This window comes from Methylicorpusculum sp., from assembly GCF_030651835.1.
In the GTDB taxonomy this organism is placed as follows: domain Bacteria; phylum Pseudomonadota; class Gammaproteobacteria; order Methylococcales; family Methylomonadaceae; genus Methylicorpusculum.
The window spans coordinates 97,516-116,517 of the sequence record NZ_JAUSBX010000087.1 but is presented as its reverse complement, the minus strand read 5'-3'; the positions used below and the strand labels follow the sequence as shown (position 1 = coordinate 116,517).

Genomic DNA, 19,002 nt, shown 5'->3' with positions numbered 1-19,002 from the left:
TAGTTACTATGCACTGTCTTAAATTGCTAAATCAAGGAAAGATTCCAGCTGAAGCGATAACATTCAGGTCAATGCGCTTAGTTTAGTTCAAGTTTAGCTTTTAGAATCAGGGAAAATAAATTTCGCTGGGTATTTTGATTAAACAGATACCCTATTTCAAAGGACGCATCAATACGTTCATGTAGCTCTCTGCAACATCCCTGTTGCAGAAGCCTTTTCAATCAACCACCTGCACCCAATAAAATAGCAGGAGTGAACAGATACCTTTTACCTTTATTGTAGCTTTTGTACTGCAATCGGCCGGATATCGCTAATATCCGGTAAGTTTCAATGGCCTGGCCTTAATTTTGTATAAAAATGACCGGCTTTTTCAGAATAATAAAAGAAACATTAAAAGACGGATATGACTAAAAAAATTAAAACCGGGTTTGTCTGTGATGATTGTGGGGCTGATTATCCGCGCTGGAATGGACAGTGCACGGTGTGTGGTGCGTGGAACACCATTAAGGAAGTGCGGTTGGGTAGCGGTAAAAATGATAGAGCAGGCGCAAATGAAGGTTATGCAGGCAGCAAATCCACGGTAAAGTGGTTATCGGATGTTGATTTGGCCCAAGCTGAACGGCTCTCTACCGGAATTGCTGAATTTGACCGTGTGTTGGGAGGAGGGGTAGTTAAAGGGAGCGTCATTTTGATAGGTGGCGCTCCGGGAGCAGGAAAAAGTACGATTCTATTGCAAGCTATTGCCAACATTGCGCAAAGAGAAATCAGCGTGCTTTATGTGTCAGGCGAAGAGTCCTTGCAACAAATAGCGGAAAGAGCCCATCGGCTTGGGTTGGCGGCCAATAAAATTAAAATGCTGGCAGAAACGTCGGTGCAGCAGATCTGCGAAATACTCGATGAAATAAAACCTCAGGTCGTCGTAATCGATTCAATTCAAGTCATGTTCAACGAATCTACCGAATCCGCACCCGGTGCTGTATCTCAGGTGAGGGAATCAGCCAGTTATTTGACCCAGTATGCCAAACGGCACAATGTTTCGATTTTTTTAGTGGGTCATGTTACCAAGGATCAGTCTTTGGCCGGGCCTATGACGCTCAGTCATATTGTGGATACACAAGTGGTGTTGTCATCAACAGACGATGCCCGTTTTCGAGTGTTGCGAGCCGATAAAAACCGGTTTGGCAGTATTGGTGAATTAGGTTTTTTTGCAATGGACAGCACAGGGCTTAAAGAAGTAAAAAATCCATCTGCCATGTTTTTAAACCGCGCTGAAAAACCTTCATCAGGCAGTGTTGTTACTGTTTTATGGGAAGGCACTCGTCCTTTGCTGGTTGAAATACAAGCCCTTGTGACTGATTGTCAATACGGAAATCCCAGGCGCTTGGCTGTGGGCTTCGACCAAAACCGACTGGCGATGCTGCTGGCGATTTTGTCGCGGCATGGCGGTATTGTTACGGCAACTGATGAGATTTATGCCAATGTCGTTGGTGGCATAAAAGTGACCGAGACCAGTTCTGATTTAGCCATTGTGATCAGCATTGTGTCGAGTCTCAGGGATAAAATAATCCCCCATAACATGCTGTTCTTTGGTGAGTTGGGTTTAAATGGTGAGATAAGACCGGTAGCCAATGGCTATGCACGGCTCAATGATGCAGCCAAACACGGATTTAAAGCGGCAGTCATTCCCAAAGCTAACGCGCCTAAAAAGCCGATTGCCGATCTAAAGATCTATCCTGTTGCGACATTGTCAGATGCGTTAACGGTATTATCGGAACTTTAAAATCCAGAATTGAATTGTCTTGCGGTATATTTCAGGGTATTAAGCATCGGGTTTGCTGTATTCGGCCAGCGAGGCCAAATCTCTTTCCAGCAATTCGCTGTTTCCCAGGTTGAGTTCGACCAGGCGTCTAAGTGCGGTGATGCTTTCTATATCGATATGCTCGCATTTAAACCCCGCATTATCCCCGATTACATGGGATACCGAGACTGACATGGTAATGCTGATGTCATTGGATAAGTCGAACGATAGGGTATAAAGGCTATCAATTTCGCCCTGCCAAGCCTCGCAAAAATTTAACAAACAGCCTTTCAGTGAAAGATCACGAATTTGACATTTCCACGTAGATTCTCCATTGCTCAATTCTGCCTGCGCGTTATAAAAAATCCGTTGAAATTTGCGCTTGTCTGTTGAGGTTTCTGAGTTCATAAAGTATTAACTGACTTGAAAAAATTGAAGTGAGGTGTTTTCGATTTCAATGACATCTAGAGTATTGAGTTTTAAAGATTGATCGCCCAAGATCTGTTTATTCAGTTTTAGCGAGTTATTTGTTTCCAAAGCCGAAACGAAATACCCTTCTTTTCTACGGGCAATGACGATAACGCCATTTCCGTTTCTTCCCAAACGCGTCATGGCTTTCTTAAGCGGCAGCACTCTCCCAATGTGTTTACCGTCTATGATTTGAAGATTGGCTTCGGGTAATTGGATGTCGTTTTGGATTTCCTGGTTAAGTAACTCAACGTCACTATCGGGGAGAGAAATAGTGGCTTGAGCCGACTCGGAGGTGTTGAAAATGAGGGTGTGTTTGCCGAGTAAGATTTTATCATTGTTCTTAAGAACGGCTTCTTTAACTTTCGCGTTATTGATGATTAGCGGAAACTCATCATTGAGTTGTTTTATGATATCGCCAGTTTCCCGGATAATCACGGCTGCATGAGCAGGAGCCACAGCAAGGCTGTCTAACTGGATAGTGTTGGTTTCATCGCGACCAATATGCACCACTCCGCTATCGAATAGGGAAGAGCTGATAACTTTATCTTTAAAGAAAACCGTAAATTTTGCCATTCTGGTTGCAGGTTACCTACTGTTAGAGCTGAAAGTATAGACCGTATTTGTTGCTGCTGCTTAAGCAGGTGATGATTAAATCCACTGTCTACATCAACATCAAGAGGCAGTTCATCTTGATGTTTAATAAATATTTGATTTTTTTATATAAAACACAACCGAGTTTTTGTGGTCCAGAAAATCCGGTATTGATTAACAGAAAATTTATTTGGCTTACTGAATAGGCATTAGTCCGGTATGCCTTGATTTGGATAGAATTTGACTTGAGTGACCGAGTTTTTTGTTCGTTTGATAATTTCCAAAGGATGTCCATGTAATCTGACACTGGTGCCCGGTTCAGGAATGGTCTCCATGAACTCAATAATCAAGCCATTGATGGTTTTAGGTCCTTCAGTCGGTAATTTCCAGCCGGTGATTCTGTTCAATTCGCGGATTGTTACAGAAGCGTCTACCAGATACCCCCCGTCAGTAAGTTTGCTTACGCCTTGTTCATCGCTGACTAATTCACCGACAATTTCCTGCAGTAAATCTTCAAGCGTAACCAGGCCCTGAACGTCTCCGTATTCGTCAACGACAAGACCGATGCGTAACCGTTCGGATTTAAAATGTTGTAACTGATTGTGTAATGGCGTGTTTTCCGGAATGAAATAGGGTTTGATCAATGTTTCCAATATATCGTTTTTATCAAAAGTTACGTGATTAAGATGAGTTAATACGCTGCGTAAGTGCAGGAATCCAACGACGCGATCAATGCTCTTTTTAAACACCGGTAAACGGGTATGTGGGCTGTTTTTGATGATTTCAATAATGTTTTCAATCGGATCATCAATGTCTATGCCGACTATTTCCTGGCGAGGAGTCATGATGTCTTCTACAGTAGCGCTCTCAAGATCAAGTATGCCCAGCAAGATGTTTTGATAACGCTTGGGCATCAAGCTTTCTGCTTCGGATACGATGCTTTTCAGCTCTTCCTTACTGATGGTTTCTTTTTTATTTTTTGTGACATGGATACCAAACAATCTAAGCAGCAGGTTACAGAAAAAATTGATGGTGGCCACGAAAGGATAGAAAACTTTCAGCATCGGAATATAAATCCATGCCGAGGGGAACGCTAAAAGTTCAGGTTTGATGGCTGCCAGTGTTTTTGGTGTGACCTCAGCAAAGATAAGAATGACGACGGTCAGAATGCCGGCACCGAGAGCAATGCTTGATTCACCGCCCACTCGGATGGCAATGATTGTCGCTATGGATGAAGCGAGAATATTAACAAAGTTATTGCCAAGAAGTATCATGCCGATCAGCCGATCAGGTCTTTGCAGCAGTTTTTGTGCTTTGATTGCTCCTCTGTGATGGTGCTTGACAAGATGTTGCAGCCGGTATCTGTTCAAGGTCATCAGAGCAGTCTCGGACCCTGAGAAAAAAGCTGAAAGAAGGAGCAATAATGCAAGTGCACCAAAAAGTAAACTGAGGGGAATATCGTTCAAAACAAAATTACTCTATCCAATTGAGATAGCTTAGTTTCCCCAATACAAGGATTTTGTCAAGCTCATAACCCGTTTTTCCGTTATTTATTCAATGTTTCTGCCCGTGTCAAGGAGGCGGTATTAAGTATTCGTAAATCCGGGATAGCTAAATACCTGGGTTGTGTTGATCGCGATAGATTCAAGGCTTGCTTGCCAGACTTGTTTGAAATAAATAATAGGCATTAAAGAAAGAGACATGATAAGGGTGGTCCTTAACAAAGAAATGCTGCTCTTGGCTGATAATCATGCCCATCAATTTAAAAAAATTGAACAAATTTTACGGGTTTAGTAAAAGCGCAAAAAAAAGACTTTTTATCAAATTAGTCTAATCTCTAAGCATTAAATCGAGCTGTATCGATGGGTCTGCAAGCCTTTGCCAAGCCGGCAGAAGTAAGTTAATGATCAGCGTGCTGGGTAACAGCGTTTTCAAGGGCGGCGGCACGATGATCGAATTCATATAAAGTACTTGCAGAGGAATACATTGATTTTGGATTTTAACAATTTAAGTAATGAGTAAATCTATGGCTTGGCCTTGCATTTGGTTAATTGATGATGAGCATTCCAGGATTCAAGAATTCATAACAATACTTACGTTTATGGAGTTTGAAGTTTGCGTTTCTTCGTCCGGAGATTTTTCCGAAGTCCTGGATCAAAAAGTTTATGATTGTGCCGCTGTTTTTATTGGCAACGGTATTGATAAGCAGGCCCTGGTGATCAGATCCATCATCGATAAGAATGAGAAAAAAATCATCATTCTGCTTAAAAAGGCAGGGGAGCCGGTCAATCTGTCCTCAAGTGTGGACACGATGGTTAATCAGACGCTGGATTGGCCGTTGATTTATCCTGATTTTAAGCGGGTACTCGACAGGTTGCCGTTGACGCAGGAACAACAGGTCGCTAGAAGGCATCAACTGGACCGTCGAGTCTATGATAGAAGATTAACCAACAAACCGCGTCTTAGAGGCAACAGTTCCGGCATCATTCAAGTCTCCAAGCTGATCAGTCAGGTCGCTGATTCTGATGCAACCGTATTAATTCTGGGAGAATCCGGTACCGGCAAGGAAGTGGTAGCAAGAACCCTGCATGATTCATCCGCCAGAGCGAATCGCCCTTTTGTGCCGGTTAATTGCGGAGCCATTCCAGGAGAATTACTGGAAAGTGAGTTGTTTGGTCACGAAAAAGGTGCTTTTACCGGCGCGTTAAGTTCTCGCCAAGGCCGATTTGAATTGGCCGAAGGCGGTAGCTTGTTCCTCGATGAAATCGGCGATATGCCCATGCCTATGCAGGTCAAGCTTTTACGTGTCTTGCAAGAGCGGTCATTTGAAAGAGTCGGCAGCAATAGGACCATTCAATGTGATGTCAGAATTATTGCGGCCACGCATCGAAAGCTTGAGGGAGAAATTGCATCAAACCGCTTTCGTGAAGATTTATTTTACCGGCTTAATGTCTTCCCCATTGAAGTGCCCGCATTAAGAGAACGCAAAGAAGATATCCCCATTTTGGTAAAAGATCTAATCCATCGCCTGGAAAATGATGGCCGGGGATCAGTTCGCTTGACCGACGCTGCGTTGGCCGTTTTGATGCAGCATGATTGGCCTGGTAACGTAAGAGAACTTGCAAATCTGATAGAGCGAATGGCGATCATTTTTCCTAAGGGGTTGGTTGATGCTTCCGATCTACCCGAAAAATTTCAGCAATACGAAGTACCTGAGAACTTTAGATTTTCATTGCTGGAAGTTACCCCGATTTTAGAAGCAGCCAAGTCCGCAGTGCCAGTGATGTCGGGCTCAGGATCGGTGAATTTGCCGGAAGAGGGAATTGACCTGAAAGAATACCTCAACGATATGGAAAGCGATTTGATACGACAAGCGCTTGCCGAATCTAACGGTGTCGTCGCCCATGCCGCCAAGTTATTGAAAATGCAAAGAACGACATTGGTTGAAAAATTACGCAAGTATGATTTACAGCGGTAATACTTAGTCATAATCAGGCCTTTTTAATCAAATCAAAGTAATACCCCAGCAATTCCCAGTTTGATATTTTCAGCGTCACTTTGGGCTGGGAAAAGCCTTTCGAGGAACGCCGTAAACCCCTCATTGGGGTCTTGACGGCAGCATCCCTGCTGCCGACATTCTCGAAAAGCTTCCCAGCCCTTTTTTCCTTCAAATTGAGAATTGCTGCGTTTACGCACATACCCTATCGATAATTCATGTGGCTCAAGCATAATGACAGTCCGTTTTTGAAATTAGTGGGAAACTTCAGTAACAAATTCTTGACGCTTACCACCGGGTTACATTCCCTCAATTGCTTGTCTTTTATAGCTTAAATAGCACTTGGTATTAAATTCGCATGATCTTTGATCGTCATTTTACGGACGATCGGATATGCAAACCTCATCAAATCTTTCATCACATAAAACCGAACAGCTGGCAGATGCCTTTAGAATCTTTAATGAGCTATCGGAAAATCTGGCTGATTCCTATCAAAGCCTGGAAAAGCAGGTCGAAAAGCTGCGGACAGAACTCGTTCAGGCCAGAAGTGACCGGCTAAAGACGCTGATTGAAAACGAAAAAATTGCGGATCGGCTGCAGCAGATTCTCGCGGCGCTCCCGGCCGGAATCATCGTACTGGATTCAAACGGGCGTATTGTCGATTTCAACGCGGTGGCGTTGAGTTTTTTGGGAGAACCCTTGCTGGGCCGGACATGGAACGAAATCCTGAAGCAACGGCTTTTAGCGTTATTCGACAATCCTCACGAGCTTCAATTACCAGACGGAAGGCGCGTCAGTCTTAGCCAGAGTCAATTGAACAATAATTCCGGTCAACTTATTTTGCTGTCCGATGTGACCGAAATGCGTGGTTTACAGGACACTGTTAATCAACAAAAGCATTTGTCGGCCATGGGGGAAATGGTTGCGCGTATGGCTCATCAATTACGCACGCCTTTATCGACCGCAGTTCTGTATGCATCCCACCTGACTAAACCCACTCTGGATGAAAGCAAGCGGCAACGATTTTCTAATACCCTGGTGGAAAGGTTGCATTATTTGGACAGGCAGATCAGCGATATGTTGATGTATGCGAAAGAAGGCCGTCTGACGATGGAGACGTTCTGTTTAAGCGATTTTTTGGCGCAAGTTGAAGAGACACTGCGAGAAAAGTCCCTCTCCTCAGCCATTAATTTCAAACTGACTCATCAGGTGGACGTGGAAACCATCAAAGGCAACGAAGATGCGCTGCGAGGTGCTGTCGTTAATTTATTGAATAATGCAATAGAGGTCTGCGGTTCAGAAGGCAATATCAGTCTGGATGTGTCAATGAATGAAGCTGATTTTGTTTGTTTTACCGTAACGGACGATGGGGCGGGTATGACCGAAGAGCATCGAAAGAGAGTTTTTGAGCCTTTTTATACGACAAAAATAAGCGGTACCGGATTGGGCCTGGCTGTTGTTGAAACGGTGGCCAAAGCTCATGGCGGTTCGGTGGATTGTCAATCGGTACTTGGTGAAGGGTCTCGCTTTGCGTTCTCTATACCGGTCCATGCCGAGCGCTGGTCAATATTGCCCAGTGGTTTTTTTGAAGCCGAAGTTCAGTCAGGAGAATGGGTATGAATTCGTATGATGTTTTAATCGTAGAAGATGACAAAGCGTTATGCGAAGCTTTGTGCGACACGCTGGAAATCGAAGGTTATTCTGTTTTGGCGGCCGGTAATGGGACGGATGCGATGGCCAAACTTGCTGAAAACCGCTTTCATTTAGTGGTCAGTGACGTGCAGATGCCTGTGATGGACGGCTTTCAATTATTACAAAATATGCAGGTCAAGCATAAAGGTACTCCGTTGGTCCTGATGACGGCATACGGCACGATACCAAAAGCGGTGGCTGCGATTCAGGCGGGCGCGGTGGATTATCTGATCAAGCCATTCGATGCCTTGAGTCTGGTCAATAAAGTCAAAGAATTCGTTGCTGCAAATCCTGCGGCAGCCAATGACCAGATTGTTCAGGATCAGGGCATGGCAAAACTTTATGAATTAATCACCCGGGTTTCCAAATCGGATGTAACCGTATTGCTGCAAGGGGAGAGCGGCGTAGGTAAGGAAGTCATTGCGCGTTATATTCATGATCATTCCCTTTATAATCAAGGACCTTTTGTTGCCATAAACTGTGCGGCCATCCCGGAATCCATGCTGGAAGCCATGCTGTTCGGTTATGAAAAAGGAGCGTTTACCGGCGCTTTGCAATCGATGCCTGGCAAATTCGAACAAGCTCAAAACGGCACATTGTTGCTGGATGAGATTGCCGAGATGGATATCGGCCTGCAGGCGAAATTATTACGCGTACTCCAGGAAAAAGAAGTCGAACGGATAGGCAGTCAAAAGAAAATACCGCTGACTGTCAGATTTTTGGCGGCGACTAATCAAACCCTGAAACAAAAAGTCGAGCAAGGCGAGTTTCGCGAAGATTTATATTATCGCCTCAGTGTTTTTCCAATAAAAATTCCGGCGTTAAGAGAACGTCCCGGCGATATTTTGCCGCTGGCAATAGAATTATTGCGCCGTCATGGCGGCCAATCAGGCAATTTGCCGGATTTTGATGCAGCAGCCGCCGCCAAATTACAAGCGTATTCCTGGCCGGGAAATGTAAGGGAGCTGGAAAATGTCGTGCAGCGCGCGTTGATATTAAAATCTGGCGAATCGATCAAAGTTGACGATTTGATGTTCGAGGAGGGCCATGCGTTTAACCCAGACAGGCCTGCCAGAGAGCCTCTTCGGGCATCGTCGCTTGATGATGCGGAGTTGCGTTCTTCAGGCGGATTGGATGATGAAGTCAGATCCACCGAAGAAAAAGTGATACTCAATACCTTGCAGAACGAGCAAGGCAGCCGGAAAAACACCGCTGAAAAACTGGGTATCAGCCCAAGAACCTTGCGCTATAAATTGGCGAGGATGAAAGAATCCGGTGTCGTTATTCCTTGTTGAGACTGGCTTGGTAATTGCTTTGATCTATAGTGTCAAAAACAAGTGAGGTCTCCCATGAGCGATATGAATATCACACAAGTACTGGCCCAGATGCGGTCCATGTCAATCGAGGCCGGAAACAAGCCCAGTGAAATCCAAAAAACGGATCAACCTGATTTTGCATCGCTACTGAAACAGTCAATTGACTCGGTCAATGATGCTCAATCCACCTCAAACAAAATGGCAACTGCTTTTGAAACCGGTGAATCCGATGCCAGCCTAGCGGAAGTCATGATTTCAATGCAAAAGGCCAGCGTCTCTTTTCAAGCCATGGTCCAGGTCAGAAACAAACTGGTCGATGCTTATAAAGACGTTATGAATATGCCGATGTAAATAGCGATTAAAAGGCCATGAGCGAAGATAACGGAAATAATATAGTGAATGCCTCCAGCATGGAAACTGGCGAAGCTAACGCAAATACACAGGCTAACCCGCTTATCAAGGGCTTTGCCGGTTTAAGCATGCCTCGTCAAATTGGTTTGATATTGGGTTTTGCTTTCAGTATCGCTATTTCGATCGCCGTTGTTCTTTGGTCACAAGAGACCTCTTACAGTCTGTTATTTGCTGATATTGCCGAAAAAGACGCTTCTGAAATTATTGAAGTGTTGGATAAGGAAGGCATCAAATTCAAGGTGGAAAACGGTTCAGGTGCAATTATGGTGCCTACTGCCGATATCCGTGAACTCAAACTCAAACTGGCTGCGTTGGGATTGCCCAGGAGTACCAGTTTAGGCTACGAACTGTTGGATCAGGAGCAAAGCTATGGAACCAGCAAAAATGTTGAGCAGATCCGCTTTCAAAGGGCATTGGAAGGCGAAATTGCCCGTACCATAATGGCTATTCAGAATGTCAAGTCTGCTCGAGTCATTCTGGCATTGCCTAAACAGTCCGTATTTGTCAGAAAACAAAAAAAGCCCAGTGCGTCTGTCATGGTTAATCTGTATCAGGGGCGCACCTTGGATAAAGGGCAAATAGAATCTATTATTCATTTAGTAGCATCCAGCGTTCCGATGATGGAGCCCGGTCAAATTACCGTTGTGGATCAGAAAGGCCGTTTATTGAACACTCTGGCATCGGATTCGGATAATTCCCTCAACTCAAAACAATTTGAATACAAGAAGGACATTGAAGATCATTTGATGGAGCGAATTCAAAATATTTTGACACCCTTGGTTGGCACCAACGGCTTCAGGACCCAAATTTCAGCGGATGTGGATTTCACTGTTACTGAAAAAACGCAGGAGATGTTTAATCCTGATTTACCCGCGTTGCGCAGCGAACAAACGCGTGAAGATGAGAATTCCACCAATTCGGTTCAAGGCGTGCCTGGTGCATTATCGAATCAGCCTCCCCCGACTGGTGTTGCTCCTGAAATTGCGACAGAAGGTTCAGGAGCAGAATCCGGTGCCTCAAAACCATCTTCATCCAGCAAAAGTGCAACGCGAAATTTTGAGCTGGATAAAACCATCACGCATACGCGCTTGGCAACGGCTCAATTAAAAAGATTGTCGGTTGCCGTGGTCGTCGATGACCGTTACATTAGCGGTGAAGACGGAAAGCCGGTTTCACAACCTTATTCGCAAGAAGAAATTAATCGCTTCAATGATCTGATCAAGCAGGCTGTAGGATTTGACACCAGCCGCGGAGATCAGGTGACCGTTTCCAATGTTGCCTTCAGAGCGCCTGACGAAATCGAGGATTTACCGGCTGTCAACTTATGGGATGAGCCTTGGTTTATTGACTTGATGAAACAATTGGCCGCAGTCGCAGTGATCCTGTTTCTGGTCTTTGCTGTACTTAGACCGACAATGAGAGGCTTGGTGTCCAGAACCGAAGAGGAACAAAGAGCTGCAGCACTGGCAATGGCAAGAGCTGAAGCTGAGGCGATGGGCGGTACGGTGGCCTTTGATGAGAACGGTGTTCCTTATGCGGTTCCAGCCGGTGAAGAAAACAGTCAGCAGCAGCGGGCATTAACAGACGAAACCGAAGATTTGTTGCTGCTGGAAGCGCCGCAAAGTTATGAAAAACGCCTGGAATATATCAAGAAACTGGTTGATGAAGATCCTATGCTGGTAGCGCAAATCATTAAGGTATGGATTAAACAAGATGGCTGAGAGTAACGCATTAAACTATGCTCAACGGGCATCCCTGCTATTACTTGCAGTTGGAGAGGACAGGGCGGCCGCGGTATTGAAGCATATGGGGCCCAAGGAAGTTCAAATTATCGGCGCGACCATGGCTGGCCTCAGTGAAATTACACCGGAAATGGTTGATGGGGTTCTTGAAGAATTTATTACCACCGTCAAGCGTCAGACCGGTTTGGGCTTGAATTCGGATGAGTACATTCGGAATATGTTGACCGGTGCACTCGGTGCCGATAAGGCCGGCAACATTATCGACAGAATTTTACTCGGAGCCAACAGTAAAGGTATCGAACAGTTGAAATGGATGGATACCCGTTCAATTGCAGATTTGATTCGCCTGGAGCATCCTCAGATTATCGCCATTATTTTGACTTTGCTGGAAAGCGATCTGGCAGCGGATGTTTTAAGCCTGCTGCCTGAAAATACGCGTTCCGATATATTGATGAGAATAGCCACGATGGAAGGTATTCAACCTGCCGCACTTCGAGAACTGGATGAAATCATGGAAAAACAACTGACCGGTAATGATGCTATGAAGCTTTCAGCCATCGGCGGTATCGATGCAGTGGCTAATATCCTTAACTTTTTGGATGGCGGAATCAGTGAAACAGTCATGGAGGATATTGGCCAAAACAGCGCTGATCTTGCTCAACAAATCCAGGACAAAATGTTTGTTTTTGCTGATTTGGTGGAGGTTGATGACCGAGGCATTCAGACATTGCTGCGCGAAGTATCCACTGATCAGCTATTGCTGGCCTTGCGTGGCGTCGATGACAAGCTTAAAAACAAAATATTCGGCAATATGTCCAAACGTGCGGCCGAAATGCTCCGTGATGATCTTGAAGCCGCTCCGCCCAGTAAGCTGAGCGACGTCGAATTGGCCCAAAAAGAAATTCTCGCTATTGCCAGAAAGCTGGCCGACTCAGGCGAGATTATGCTAGGCGGCGGCAGTGATGAGCTTGTCTAGCGGCGGCCGTTTTTCTGAGGAAGAACTCGAGTTACTGAGCCTTTGGGCCTTACCCAATGTTTCAGAAGGCGAGAACGAACACCCGCAGGCAGAGCAGGAGAGCAGCCGATCGCCGTTAATGACGGTCAGCGAAATTGAGCAAATGCAGGAAAAAGCTCAAGAAGAGGCTTTTGCCAAAGGACACGAAGAGGGCTTTGCTCAAGGCCATCAAGAGGGACAAGAAAAAGGCTACGAAGAAGGGCTGAAGAAAGGTTATGAAGAAAATTTTCAGCTTCTGAGCAATCAAGCTGCTGAATTATTCAAAGTGATGGAACTGCTCAGTGAACCGTTGAAAAATCTGGATGAGGCGGTAGAAAACGAGCTGGTCAAGTTGGCGATTACCATGGCTACTCAGATCATTCGCCGGGAAATCAAGATGGACCCAGGTCAAATTGTTGCAGCGGTCAGAGAGGCTGTTGGTATTTTGCCTGTTGCCTCTCAGAAAATCACACTGACCTTGCATCCCGCAGATGCGGAATTGGTTCGTACTGTATTAGTGCTGGATGAAATCTCTCCACCCTGGGTTTTAATTGAAGATCCCCTGATCACCCGGGGCGGTTGTAAAGTTGATACCGAAATGTCGCGGGTCGATGCGACCATAGAATCGCGGGTTTCGGCGGTTGTCGCCAAAGTGCTGGGGGGTGGTCGTAGCGGAGATGAAGAGTCATGAGCTTGTTTGAAGACCGTTCCGAAATTTGGTTGGACCGTTTAAAACCTTATCGCGAAAGGTTGCAGGAGCATCCCGAACTGATTGTTGAAGGGAAGCTTTCCCGGATGGTGGGCTTAACCCTGGAAGCGGTTGGATGCAGAGCGCCTATTGGTTCACGTTGTATGGTCGAGACAAAAAGCGGGCGCATGATACCGTCCGAGGTTGTGGGTTTTGCCGGAGAGAAAATATTTCTTATGCCGATTGGCGATCCTCATGGTCTGGAACCCGATTGCCGAGTTATTCCCTTGGGTGTTGAATCATTGGCTAAAGTAGGCTTCGATTTGCTGGGTCGGGTTCTGGATGGATCAGGCAATCCGCTGGATAATAAAGGGCCGTTAATCACCGAGGCACGCGTCTCTTTAACGGGAATCCCTATCAATCCGCTCAGCAGAAAACCGATTAGAGAGCCTTTGGATGTCGGCATCCGGGCTATCAATGCGCTGTTATGCGTTGGTCGGGGGCAAAGGATGGGCTTATTCGCAGGCACGGGGGTCGGAAAAAGCGTACTGCTGGGCATGATGACAAAATTCACGACGGCCGATGTTGTTGTAGTGGGGCTGATTGGTGAGCGGGGCCGTGAGGTAAATGAATTCGTCCAGAAAATTTTGGGTGAAGATGGCTTGAAACGCGCCGTTGTTGTCGCAACACCGGCCGATTACCCGCCCTTGATGCGGACCAATGGCGCGCTGCTGGCGACCAGCATAGCTGAATATTTTCGTGACCAGGGGCTTGATGTCCTGCTGTTAATGGATTCATTGACCCGATATGCGCAAGCGCACCGGGAAATAGCGCTGGCTATCGATGAGCCGCCGGCAACCAAGGGTTATCCTCCTTCGGTGTTTGCCAAACTTCCGCGTTTAGTGGAGAGAGCCGGTAACGGTGATGAGGGGGGTGGTTCCATTACCGCCTTTTATACCGTGCTCACCGAGGGCGATGATCATAACGATCCGGTGGCGGATTCGGCGCGGGGCGTTTTGGATGGTCATATTGTTCTGACCCGGGCATTGGCTGATGCCGGGCATTTTCCAGCCATCGATATTGAAGCGTCGGTCAGCCGGGTGCTGACCGACATTGTCGACGACGACCATTTGAAAATGGTGCGGGAATTACGCAGCTTGTATTCGACCTATCAACAAAACAGAGATTTGGTCAATGTCGGCGCTTATAAACCCGGTTCAAATCCAAAGATAGACAGAGCGATACAAAAAATGCCGGCTATTTTGGACTTTCTTCAACAAGGAATTGATGAGCCTGTTGATGTGAATGCCAGTATTCAGCAATTGGCTCAGTTACTGGCTGATCAATAAACAGGTGGATAACCGTGAAAAAATCCGACCGCTTAAAACTTATCGTTGATCTGAATGCGGATCAGGAAAAAAAAGCCCTGGAAGCATTTGGCCGCATTCAGCAAAAACAAATTGTATTGCAGGAGCAGATTGATGGGCTTAAAAATTACAGGTTGGAAACCATAGCAAAGTTTGATCTTCATTGTTCAACCGGGGCCAGGATAGGCCAAATGCTGGAGTTTAGAAGTTTTATTGAAAAGCTGGACAAGGCAATTCAGGGTCAGGAGCAAGCGCTCACGCAACTGGAGGTCGAGGTTTCCAGAGCAAGGCATAACTGGCTTAATCTGCATAATCGGACTGAAAACCTTGAGAAAATCAGTGATAAAGCGTTAAAAATGGAATCAAAGGAAGAGGATAAGCGTGAGCAACTTGAGCAGGATGATAGAGTGTCAAGCGGGCGGCGCGGTGGCACAAGAAATGCTTAGAGTATGATGGAAAAGCTGAAAATCCTTTGGATTTTTCAGCTGAAATCAATGATAAAGGCGGTCTGTTGCCTGTTCGTCATTAATAATGTCTAGGGATTGATGTACTGTACTGTTGAGGGTGTTGATAGAATCAATGCGGCGTCAACAGGCGAATCAGGAGTTAAGAAAATGAATATTCAGAATATACCACTCACCCCTCAGGTGCCGGCCGATCTAGGGTTTGCGACCTTGGATCAAGCGCTTGCTGATTCAGGATTAACAGGCAGCGCCTTTGCCGATTCTCTGATGGCTGAACTGAGCAAGCTGACGCAGGCCATTAACGCGTCGACCCTGACGCCTGAAGAATTGGCTGCCGGTCAGACTGTGCAAGAATTTGCCGGTTTGCCGGGAAATCAATTGCCGCTTGGGTCGCTTGCCGAGGCACCGGAAAGCGAAATCAATCTGGAAGAAACCCTTTCAGCGCTAAAAGAAGTCCTTGAACATATACAGGCGGCAACGGCAATGACGGAAAAATCCGAAGCTCTGATCGAGGCGTCTGATCTGAATCAGGTTCTCGATGAAACAGACGCTGAGCCTTATAATCTCGCCGGCCCCCTGCTGGAAGTCACGCCTCAAATGAATCCGGTTCTGAATAACCCTGAATTACCTGCTCTGCGTCAAATGATTGATGCCGCTCCGGTTAAAACAGAAACCGAAGCGCCTGTGCTGACCGGGAATCTGAAGCTTTCTTCGGCTGATGCAGCAACCGCCGAAGATAAGGCGGCAGCTGAGACAAAGACAGCATTAAGTGCAGAGGCCACTGATAAAAAAATGAGCGACAGTGACGGTGCCGGAAATGAAAAAACCGTACCCAAATCGCCCATCGATACTGCACATTTACACAGGCAATTTTCAATTGATAATAAAACCCCCAATATTCTTAAGACCGATGTGCCCGCCATGTCTAAAAACTTTGCTGATCCTGAATGGTCCAGTGAATTGGGTGATCGTATTGTCTGGATGAATAATCGCTCCTTATCGGCGGCTGAACTCAATCTTAATCCTCAGCACTTAGGCCCTGTGCGTATTCGGATCGACATGAATCAGGACCAGGCGACTATCACTTTTTCAGCGCAACACGCCTCAGTCAGAGAAGCGCTGGAGGCGGCCATCCCCAGATTGAGAGAAATGATGAGCGGTCAACAGCTAAATCTGGCCGATGTGACTGTATCCCAGCAATCACAGGACGATCAAGGGCGTTCGGCCGGTTTCGGTCAAATGATGCAAGGCGGTGACAAAGATCCCTCCAATCTTTATGGCGAAACAGACAGCCGGCCGGAACAAGCAGAAGGCGGATTGGATTTAACTGAGGCCTTAAATCAAGGAAGAGCTTCGGCAAGCCAGGGATTGCTGAGTATTTTTGCTTGATGCTTGTTCTGCCTGCGGCCTATTTTCGGCTGTAGGCAGAACCGCTTATCCGCTGCGCCAGATTGAAAAAAGCAGCCAAAGCCCGCCGAACAGCGCGCCTATAAAAGCGGTCAAGCCGATAAAAGAAGACGTTCCGCCTTCTACGGTTGAGACGATGGAACTTCCGATGATCATGGAAGCGGTGACCAGACTCACCGACAGGCGGTTGACCAGGCGATCAAGTTCTTTGCCCAGCCAATCCGGTCGGGTGATATCCAAACGCACACTGACTGCGCCTCGTCTTAAATCTTCCAGTATACGATGCAGATCCTGCGGGAGACCCGATAGCATTTCCAGCAGAGTGGCCACTGATTTTAGCCCTTTACGAGTTATAAATTCGGGGCTGTAGCGCTGCAAAAAGGCCCGTTTGAGTAACGGCGTTGCAGCAACGACCAAATTAAAATTGGGATCGAGTTGGCGGCCGAGTCCTTCCAACGTGATAAAGGCTTTGATTAACAGCGTTAAGTCTGCCGGTAAATTCAGCTGGTGATCCCGTAACAGCGTCGTCAGATTAATCAGTAATTCGCCCATGTTCAGGTCTTTAAGCGGCACATCATGGTACTGGTCGATAAAGTTATCGATTTCCATAATCAGATTGTCGTAATGATTGGACGACTTGTCAGCCCAGCGCAGCAGTATTTTTACGACCAGATCGGAATCTCGTTCAACCAGTCCGTGCAGCAAGTTGATCACTTGATTGCGGCGTTCCTCCGACAGTCTGCCGACCATGCCGAAATCGATAAAGGCAATCCGGTTTTGTTCCAGGAAAAAACAGTTGCCAGGGTGCGGGTCTGCATGAAAAAAGCCGTCTTCCAGTATCATTTTCAGCACAGCATCCGCACCGGCTTTGGCCAGTTTTTTCCGGTCCAGGCGGGCCTGATCTAATGCTTTCATGTCATGGCCGGATATGCCGACAATAAACTCCTGAACATTGACGCGCTCAGACGTCCATTCCCAATAGACTTTTGGTATGACGATGGTCCGATGGTTTCGGAAATTAGTCCGCATTCGCTCGGAATTGCGGCCTTCTATCGCCAGGTCCAGTTCTCGCCTCATGGACAGCGTAAATTGACGCACAATATCCTGCGGACTATAGCGGCGAAGATCTTTAAGCTCTTTGGCGGCGATTTCGGCTAACTGATTCAGCAGGCGTAAATCGGCTTCTACGACAGCTCGAATGCCGGGGCGGCGAATTTTAACAATGACGGGTGTGCCGTCTTCTAAAAAAGCTTTGTGGACCTGGCCGATGGAGGCGGCAGCCAGTGGTGTTTTGTCAAAAAGCGCAAAAACGGTTTCGGGGTCGGCGCCCAGGTCTTCCCTGAGTTGCGCCATGATTTTATCAATGGGTGCGGGGCGTGCCTGATCCTGAAGTTTTTCAAATTCGGCAATCCAGGGAGGGGAAAACAGGTCGGGACGGGTGGCAAAAATTTGTCCCAGTTTTACAAAAGTCGGCCCCATTTCTTCCAGAACCCGACGCACCCGCTCGGGCGGCTCCATAGTGGTTAATTCATCGATTTCGTGCCAATGCAGCACATGTCCCGCGCGTTCTACGATACCTGCGATGCCCAGCCTTTGTACCAAATCCCCGAAACCATAACGGATCAGAATTGAAGTAATTTCATGCACACGGCCAAAATCCCTAGCGACAGATAAAGTTTCCAATAACATTGTTTAGCGTTCTCGATGAATTCACGATAACCGGATTATAACGTTTTAATAGCTATGGGTCCTGTATCGATAGACAGAGACTGCAATTCCTAGTTTTAACTTCTAATAGGCGCATGCGAGTAGTTACGAGATTCAAATGATGACTGAGTCTGCATCATTGATAAGTCTGTCCCTGGTGTTTTAACCATCCCGAGCTGTGCCGGCCTCTTGGGTCATGGTGCGTCCAGTGAAGGACGCCCCCTTTTGAATTCCATTCGTATTCGCCGTAAAACGCTACGGTATCCCCTTCTTTTAAATCATGGATTTTGGGTGCAAGATCGATATTGTGCGCTATCAAGAGGGTTTGGTGATCATTGATCTGCAGAATGAAACGCTGGTGTCTTGAACCCTTAAGGTCGTCAGGCAAGAGTCGGGTTACCAGACCTTCTCCTTGAACTTGAATATTGCTTTGCCTGTTTGAGAACGCGCTTTCAAGCTCGATGTTGTCGCCATTGAGCGATTCCATCGCACTGTTGGGGATAAAGCTGCCTTTTTGTTCCAGGGCGCCGAATATCAGGGCGGCAAGAACCGCGAGGTAAATCAGTTTTTTCATAGGGTGCTTGACTCAAGTTTTAATGAATAACGGGGATAGATCCTGGTTCAGCAGCAATTCCAGCTCCTTTTGGGCTGGAAAAAGCCTTTCGAGGATCGCCGTAAACCCTTCCAGGGGGCTTGTCTGCTGCATCCCTGCTGCCGACATCCTCGAAAAACTTCCCCCAGCCTTTTTTCCTTTCAAATTGAGAATTGCTGCTGGTTCAGCGTCTTGTGCTGTTAAAGATTGCCTTCTGCCGATATAATGCCGCGACTATTTAAGTATAAGAGTGAGCGACGTGAATA

General features: G+C 46.5%; 17 protein-coding genes. 11 read left to right on the top strand and 6 right to left on the bottom strand.

Features of this window, described 5'->3' with window-relative positions:
• Positions 1 to 403 precede the first annotated feature (403 nt).
• Positions 404 to 1,780 (top strand): DNA repair protein RadA, encoded by a 1,377-nt coding sequence (gene radA, locus Q7V32_RS11215; protein WP_304897067.1) that lies wholly within the window; start codon positions 404 to 406, stop codon positions 1,778 to 1,780.
• Positions 1,781 to 1,819: 39 nt separating this feature from the next.
• Here radA and Q7V32_RS11210 read toward each other — a convergent pair whose 3' ends face one another.
• The 3 genes from Q7V32_RS11210 to Q7V32_RS11200 all read right to left on the bottom strand — a co-directional run bounded on the left by Q7V32_RS11210 (position 1,820) and on the right by Q7V32_RS11200 (position 4,326).
• Positions 1,820 to 2,206: a PilZ domain-containing protein gene (locus Q7V32_RS11210; protein WP_304897066.1), complete on the bottom strand. Its 387-nt coding sequence runs from the start codon at positions 2,204 to 2,206 to the stop codon at positions 1,820 to 1,822.
• Between the two features lie 6 nt (positions 2,207 to 2,212).
• Positions 2,213 to 2,842 carry an FHA domain-containing protein gene (locus Q7V32_RS11205; RefSeq protein WP_304897065.1) on the bottom strand — a complete coding sequence of 210 codons (630 nt, stop codon included), beginning with the start codon at positions 2,840 to 2,842 and terminating at the stop codon, positions 2,213 to 2,215.
• 227 nt (positions 2,843 to 3,069) lie between these two features.
• Positions 3,070 to 4,326, bottom strand: a complete 1,257-nt coding sequence (locus Q7V32_RS11200; RefSeq protein ID WP_304897064.1) for an HlyC/CorC family transporter — start codon at positions 4,324 to 4,326, stop codon at positions 3,070 to 3,072.
• Positions 4,327 to 4,886: 560 nt separating this feature from the next.
• On the opposite strand from Q7V32_RS11200, the gene Q7V32_RS11195 reads away from it, so the two are divergent.
• Positions 4,887 to 6,338, top strand: coding sequence for a sigma-54 dependent transcriptional regulator (locus Q7V32_RS11195; RefSeq protein WP_304897063.1), 1,452 nt, complete (start codon positions 4,887 to 4,889; stop codon positions 6,336 to 6,338).
• Positions 6,339 to 6,370: 32 nt separating this feature from the next.
• Here the strand turns inward: Q7V32_RS11195 and Q7V32_RS11190 are convergent, their stop codons facing one another.
• Complete coding sequence (locus tag Q7V32_RS11190) at positions 6,371 to 6,589, bottom strand: hypothetical protein (protein WP_304897062.1); 219 nt, start codon at positions 6,587 to 6,589, stop codon at positions 6,371 to 6,373.
• Between the two features lie 160 nt (positions 6,590 to 6,749).
• Here Q7V32_RS11190 and Q7V32_RS11185 point away from each other — a divergent pair, with 160 nt between their 5' ends.
• From Q7V32_RS11185 to Q7V32_RS11145, 9 genes are all read left to right on the top strand, one after another.
• Complete coding sequence (locus Q7V32_RS11185) at positions 6,750 to 7,976, top strand: PAS domain-containing sensor histidine kinase (protein WP_304897061.1); 1,227 nt, start codon at positions 6,750 to 6,752, stop codon at positions 7,974 to 7,976.
• Positions 7,973 to 9,343, top strand: a complete 1,371-nt coding sequence (locus Q7V32_RS11180; RefSeq protein WP_304897060.1) for a sigma-54 dependent transcriptional regulator — start codon at positions 7,973 to 7,975, stop codon at positions 9,341 to 9,343. The genes Q7V32_RS11185 and Q7V32_RS11180 overlap by 4 nt, the downstream gene beginning before the upstream one ends.
• Positions 9,344 to 9,397: 54 nt before the next feature.
• On the top strand, positions 9,398 to 9,715 hold the full coding sequence (gene fliE, locus Q7V32_RS11175; RefSeq protein ID WP_304897059.1) for a flagellar hook-basal body complex protein FliE: 318 nt from the start codon (positions 9,398 to 9,400) through the stop codon (positions 9,713 to 9,715).
• 17 nt (positions 9,716 to 9,732) lie between these two features.
• Positions 9,733 to 11,496 carry a flagellar basal-body MS-ring/collar protein FliF gene (gene fliF / locus Q7V32_RS11170; RefSeq protein ID WP_304897058.1) on the top strand — a complete coding sequence of 588 codons (1,764 nt, stop codon included), beginning with the start codon at positions 9,733 to 9,735 and terminating at the stop codon, positions 11,494 to 11,496.
• Entirely contained in the window at positions 11,489 to 12,493 is a 1,005-nt protein-coding gene (gene fliG / locus Q7V32_RS11165) for a flagellar motor switch protein FliG (RefSeq protein WP_304897057.1), read from the top strand. The genes fliF and fliG overlap by 8 nt, the downstream gene beginning before the upstream one ends.
• On the top strand, positions 12,480 to 13,202 hold the full coding sequence (locus tag Q7V32_RS11160) for a flagellar assembly protein FliH (protein ID WP_304897056.1): 723 nt from the start codon (positions 12,480 to 12,482) through the stop codon (positions 13,200 to 13,202). Before fliG ends, Q7V32_RS11160 begins: the two co-directional genes overlap by 14 nt.
• Positions 13,199 to 14,548: a flagellar protein export ATPase FliI gene (gene fliI / locus Q7V32_RS11155; RefSeq protein ID WP_304897055.1), complete on the top strand. Its 1,350-nt coding sequence runs from the start codon at positions 13,199 to 13,201 to the stop codon at positions 14,546 to 14,548. The genes Q7V32_RS11160 and fliI overlap by 4 nt, the downstream gene beginning before the upstream one ends.
• 14 nt (positions 14,549 to 14,562) lie before the next feature.
• Positions 14,563 to 15,012, top strand: a complete 450-nt coding sequence (gene fliJ, locus Q7V32_RS11150; RefSeq protein WP_304897054.1) for a flagellar export protein FliJ — start codon at positions 14,563 to 14,565, stop codon at positions 15,010 to 15,012.
• A 168-nt stretch (positions 15,013 to 15,180) separates the two neighbouring features.
• Positions 15,181 to 16,419, top strand: a complete 1,239-nt coding sequence (locus tag Q7V32_RS11145; protein ID WP_304897053.1) for a flagellar hook-length control protein FliK — start codon at positions 15,181 to 15,183, stop codon at positions 16,417 to 16,419.
• A gap of 45 nt (positions 16,420 to 16,464) precedes the next feature.
• Here the strand turns inward: Q7V32_RS11145 and Q7V32_RS11140 are convergent, their stop codons facing one another.
• Positions 16,465 to 18,126 (bottom strand): AarF/ABC1/UbiB kinase family protein, encoded by a 1,662-nt coding sequence (locus Q7V32_RS11140; RefSeq protein WP_304897052.1) that lies wholly within the window; start codon positions 18,124 to 18,126, stop codon positions 16,465 to 16,467.
• Between the two features lie 154 nt (positions 18,127 to 18,280).
• Positions 18,281 to 18,718, bottom strand: a complete 438-nt coding sequence (locus Q7V32_RS11135; RefSeq protein WP_304897051.1) for a DUF3465 domain-containing protein — start codon at positions 18,716 to 18,718, stop codon at positions 18,281 to 18,283.
• Between the last annotated feature and the right edge of the window lie 284 nt (positions 18,719 to 19,002).

Bases quoted from the DNA above. Each gene is read 5' to 3' on its own strand.
- radA (WP_304897067.1), top strand. From the start codon at position 404: ATGACTAAAAAAATTAAAACCGGGTTTGTCTGTGATGATTGTGGGGCT.
- Q7V32_RS11210 (WP_304897066.1), bottom strand. From the start codon at position 2,206: ATGAACTCAGAAACCTCAACAGACAAGCGCAAATTTCAACGGATTTTT.
- Q7V32_RS11205 (WP_304897065.1), bottom strand. From the start codon at position 2,842: ATGGCAAAATTTACGGTTTTCTTTAAAGATAAAGTTATCAGCTCTTCC.
- Q7V32_RS11195 (WP_304897063.1), top strand. From the start codon at position 4,887: ATGGCTTGGCCTTGCATTTGGTTAATTGATGATGAGCATTCCAGGATT.
- Q7V32_RS11190 (WP_304897062.1), bottom strand. From the start codon at position 6,589: ATGCTTGAGCCACATGAATTATCGATAGGGTATGTGCGTAAACGCAGC.
- Q7V32_RS11185 (WP_304897061.1), top strand. From the start codon at position 6,750: ATGCAAACCTCATCAAATCTTTCATCACATAAAACCGAACAGCTGGCA.
- Q7V32_RS11180 (WP_304897060.1), top strand. From the start codon at position 7,973: ATGAATTCGTATGATGTTTTAATCGTAGAAGATGACAAAGCGTTATGC.
- fliE (WP_304897059.1), top strand. From the start codon at position 9,398: ATGAGCGATATGAATATCACACAAGTACTGGCCCAGATGCGGTCCATG.
- fliF (WP_304897058.1), top strand. From the start codon at position 9,733: ATGAGCGAAGATAACGGAAATAATATAGTGAATGCCTCCAGCATGGAA.
- fliG (WP_304897057.1), top strand. From the start codon at position 11,489: ATGGCTGAGAGTAACGCATTAAACTATGCTCAACGGGCATCCCTGCTA.
- Q7V32_RS11160 (WP_304897056.1), top strand. From the start codon at position 12,480: ATGAGCTTGTCTAGCGGCGGCCGTTTTTCTGAGGAAGAACTCGAGTTA.
- fliI (WP_304897055.1), top strand. From the start codon at position 13,199: ATGAGCTTGTTTGAAGACCGTTCCGAAATTTGGTTGGACCGTTTAAAA.
- Q7V32_RS11145 (WP_304897053.1), top strand. From the start codon at position 15,181: ATGAATATTCAGAATATACCACTCACCCCTCAGGTGCCGGCCGATCTA.
- Q7V32_RS11140 (WP_304897052.1), bottom strand. From the start codon at position 18,126: ATGTTATTGGAAACTTTATCTGTCGCTAGGGATTTTGGCCGTGTGCAT.
- Q7V32_RS11135 (WP_304897051.1), bottom strand. From the start codon at position 18,718: ATGAAAAAACTGATTTACCTCGCGGTTCTTGCCGCCCTGATATTCGGC.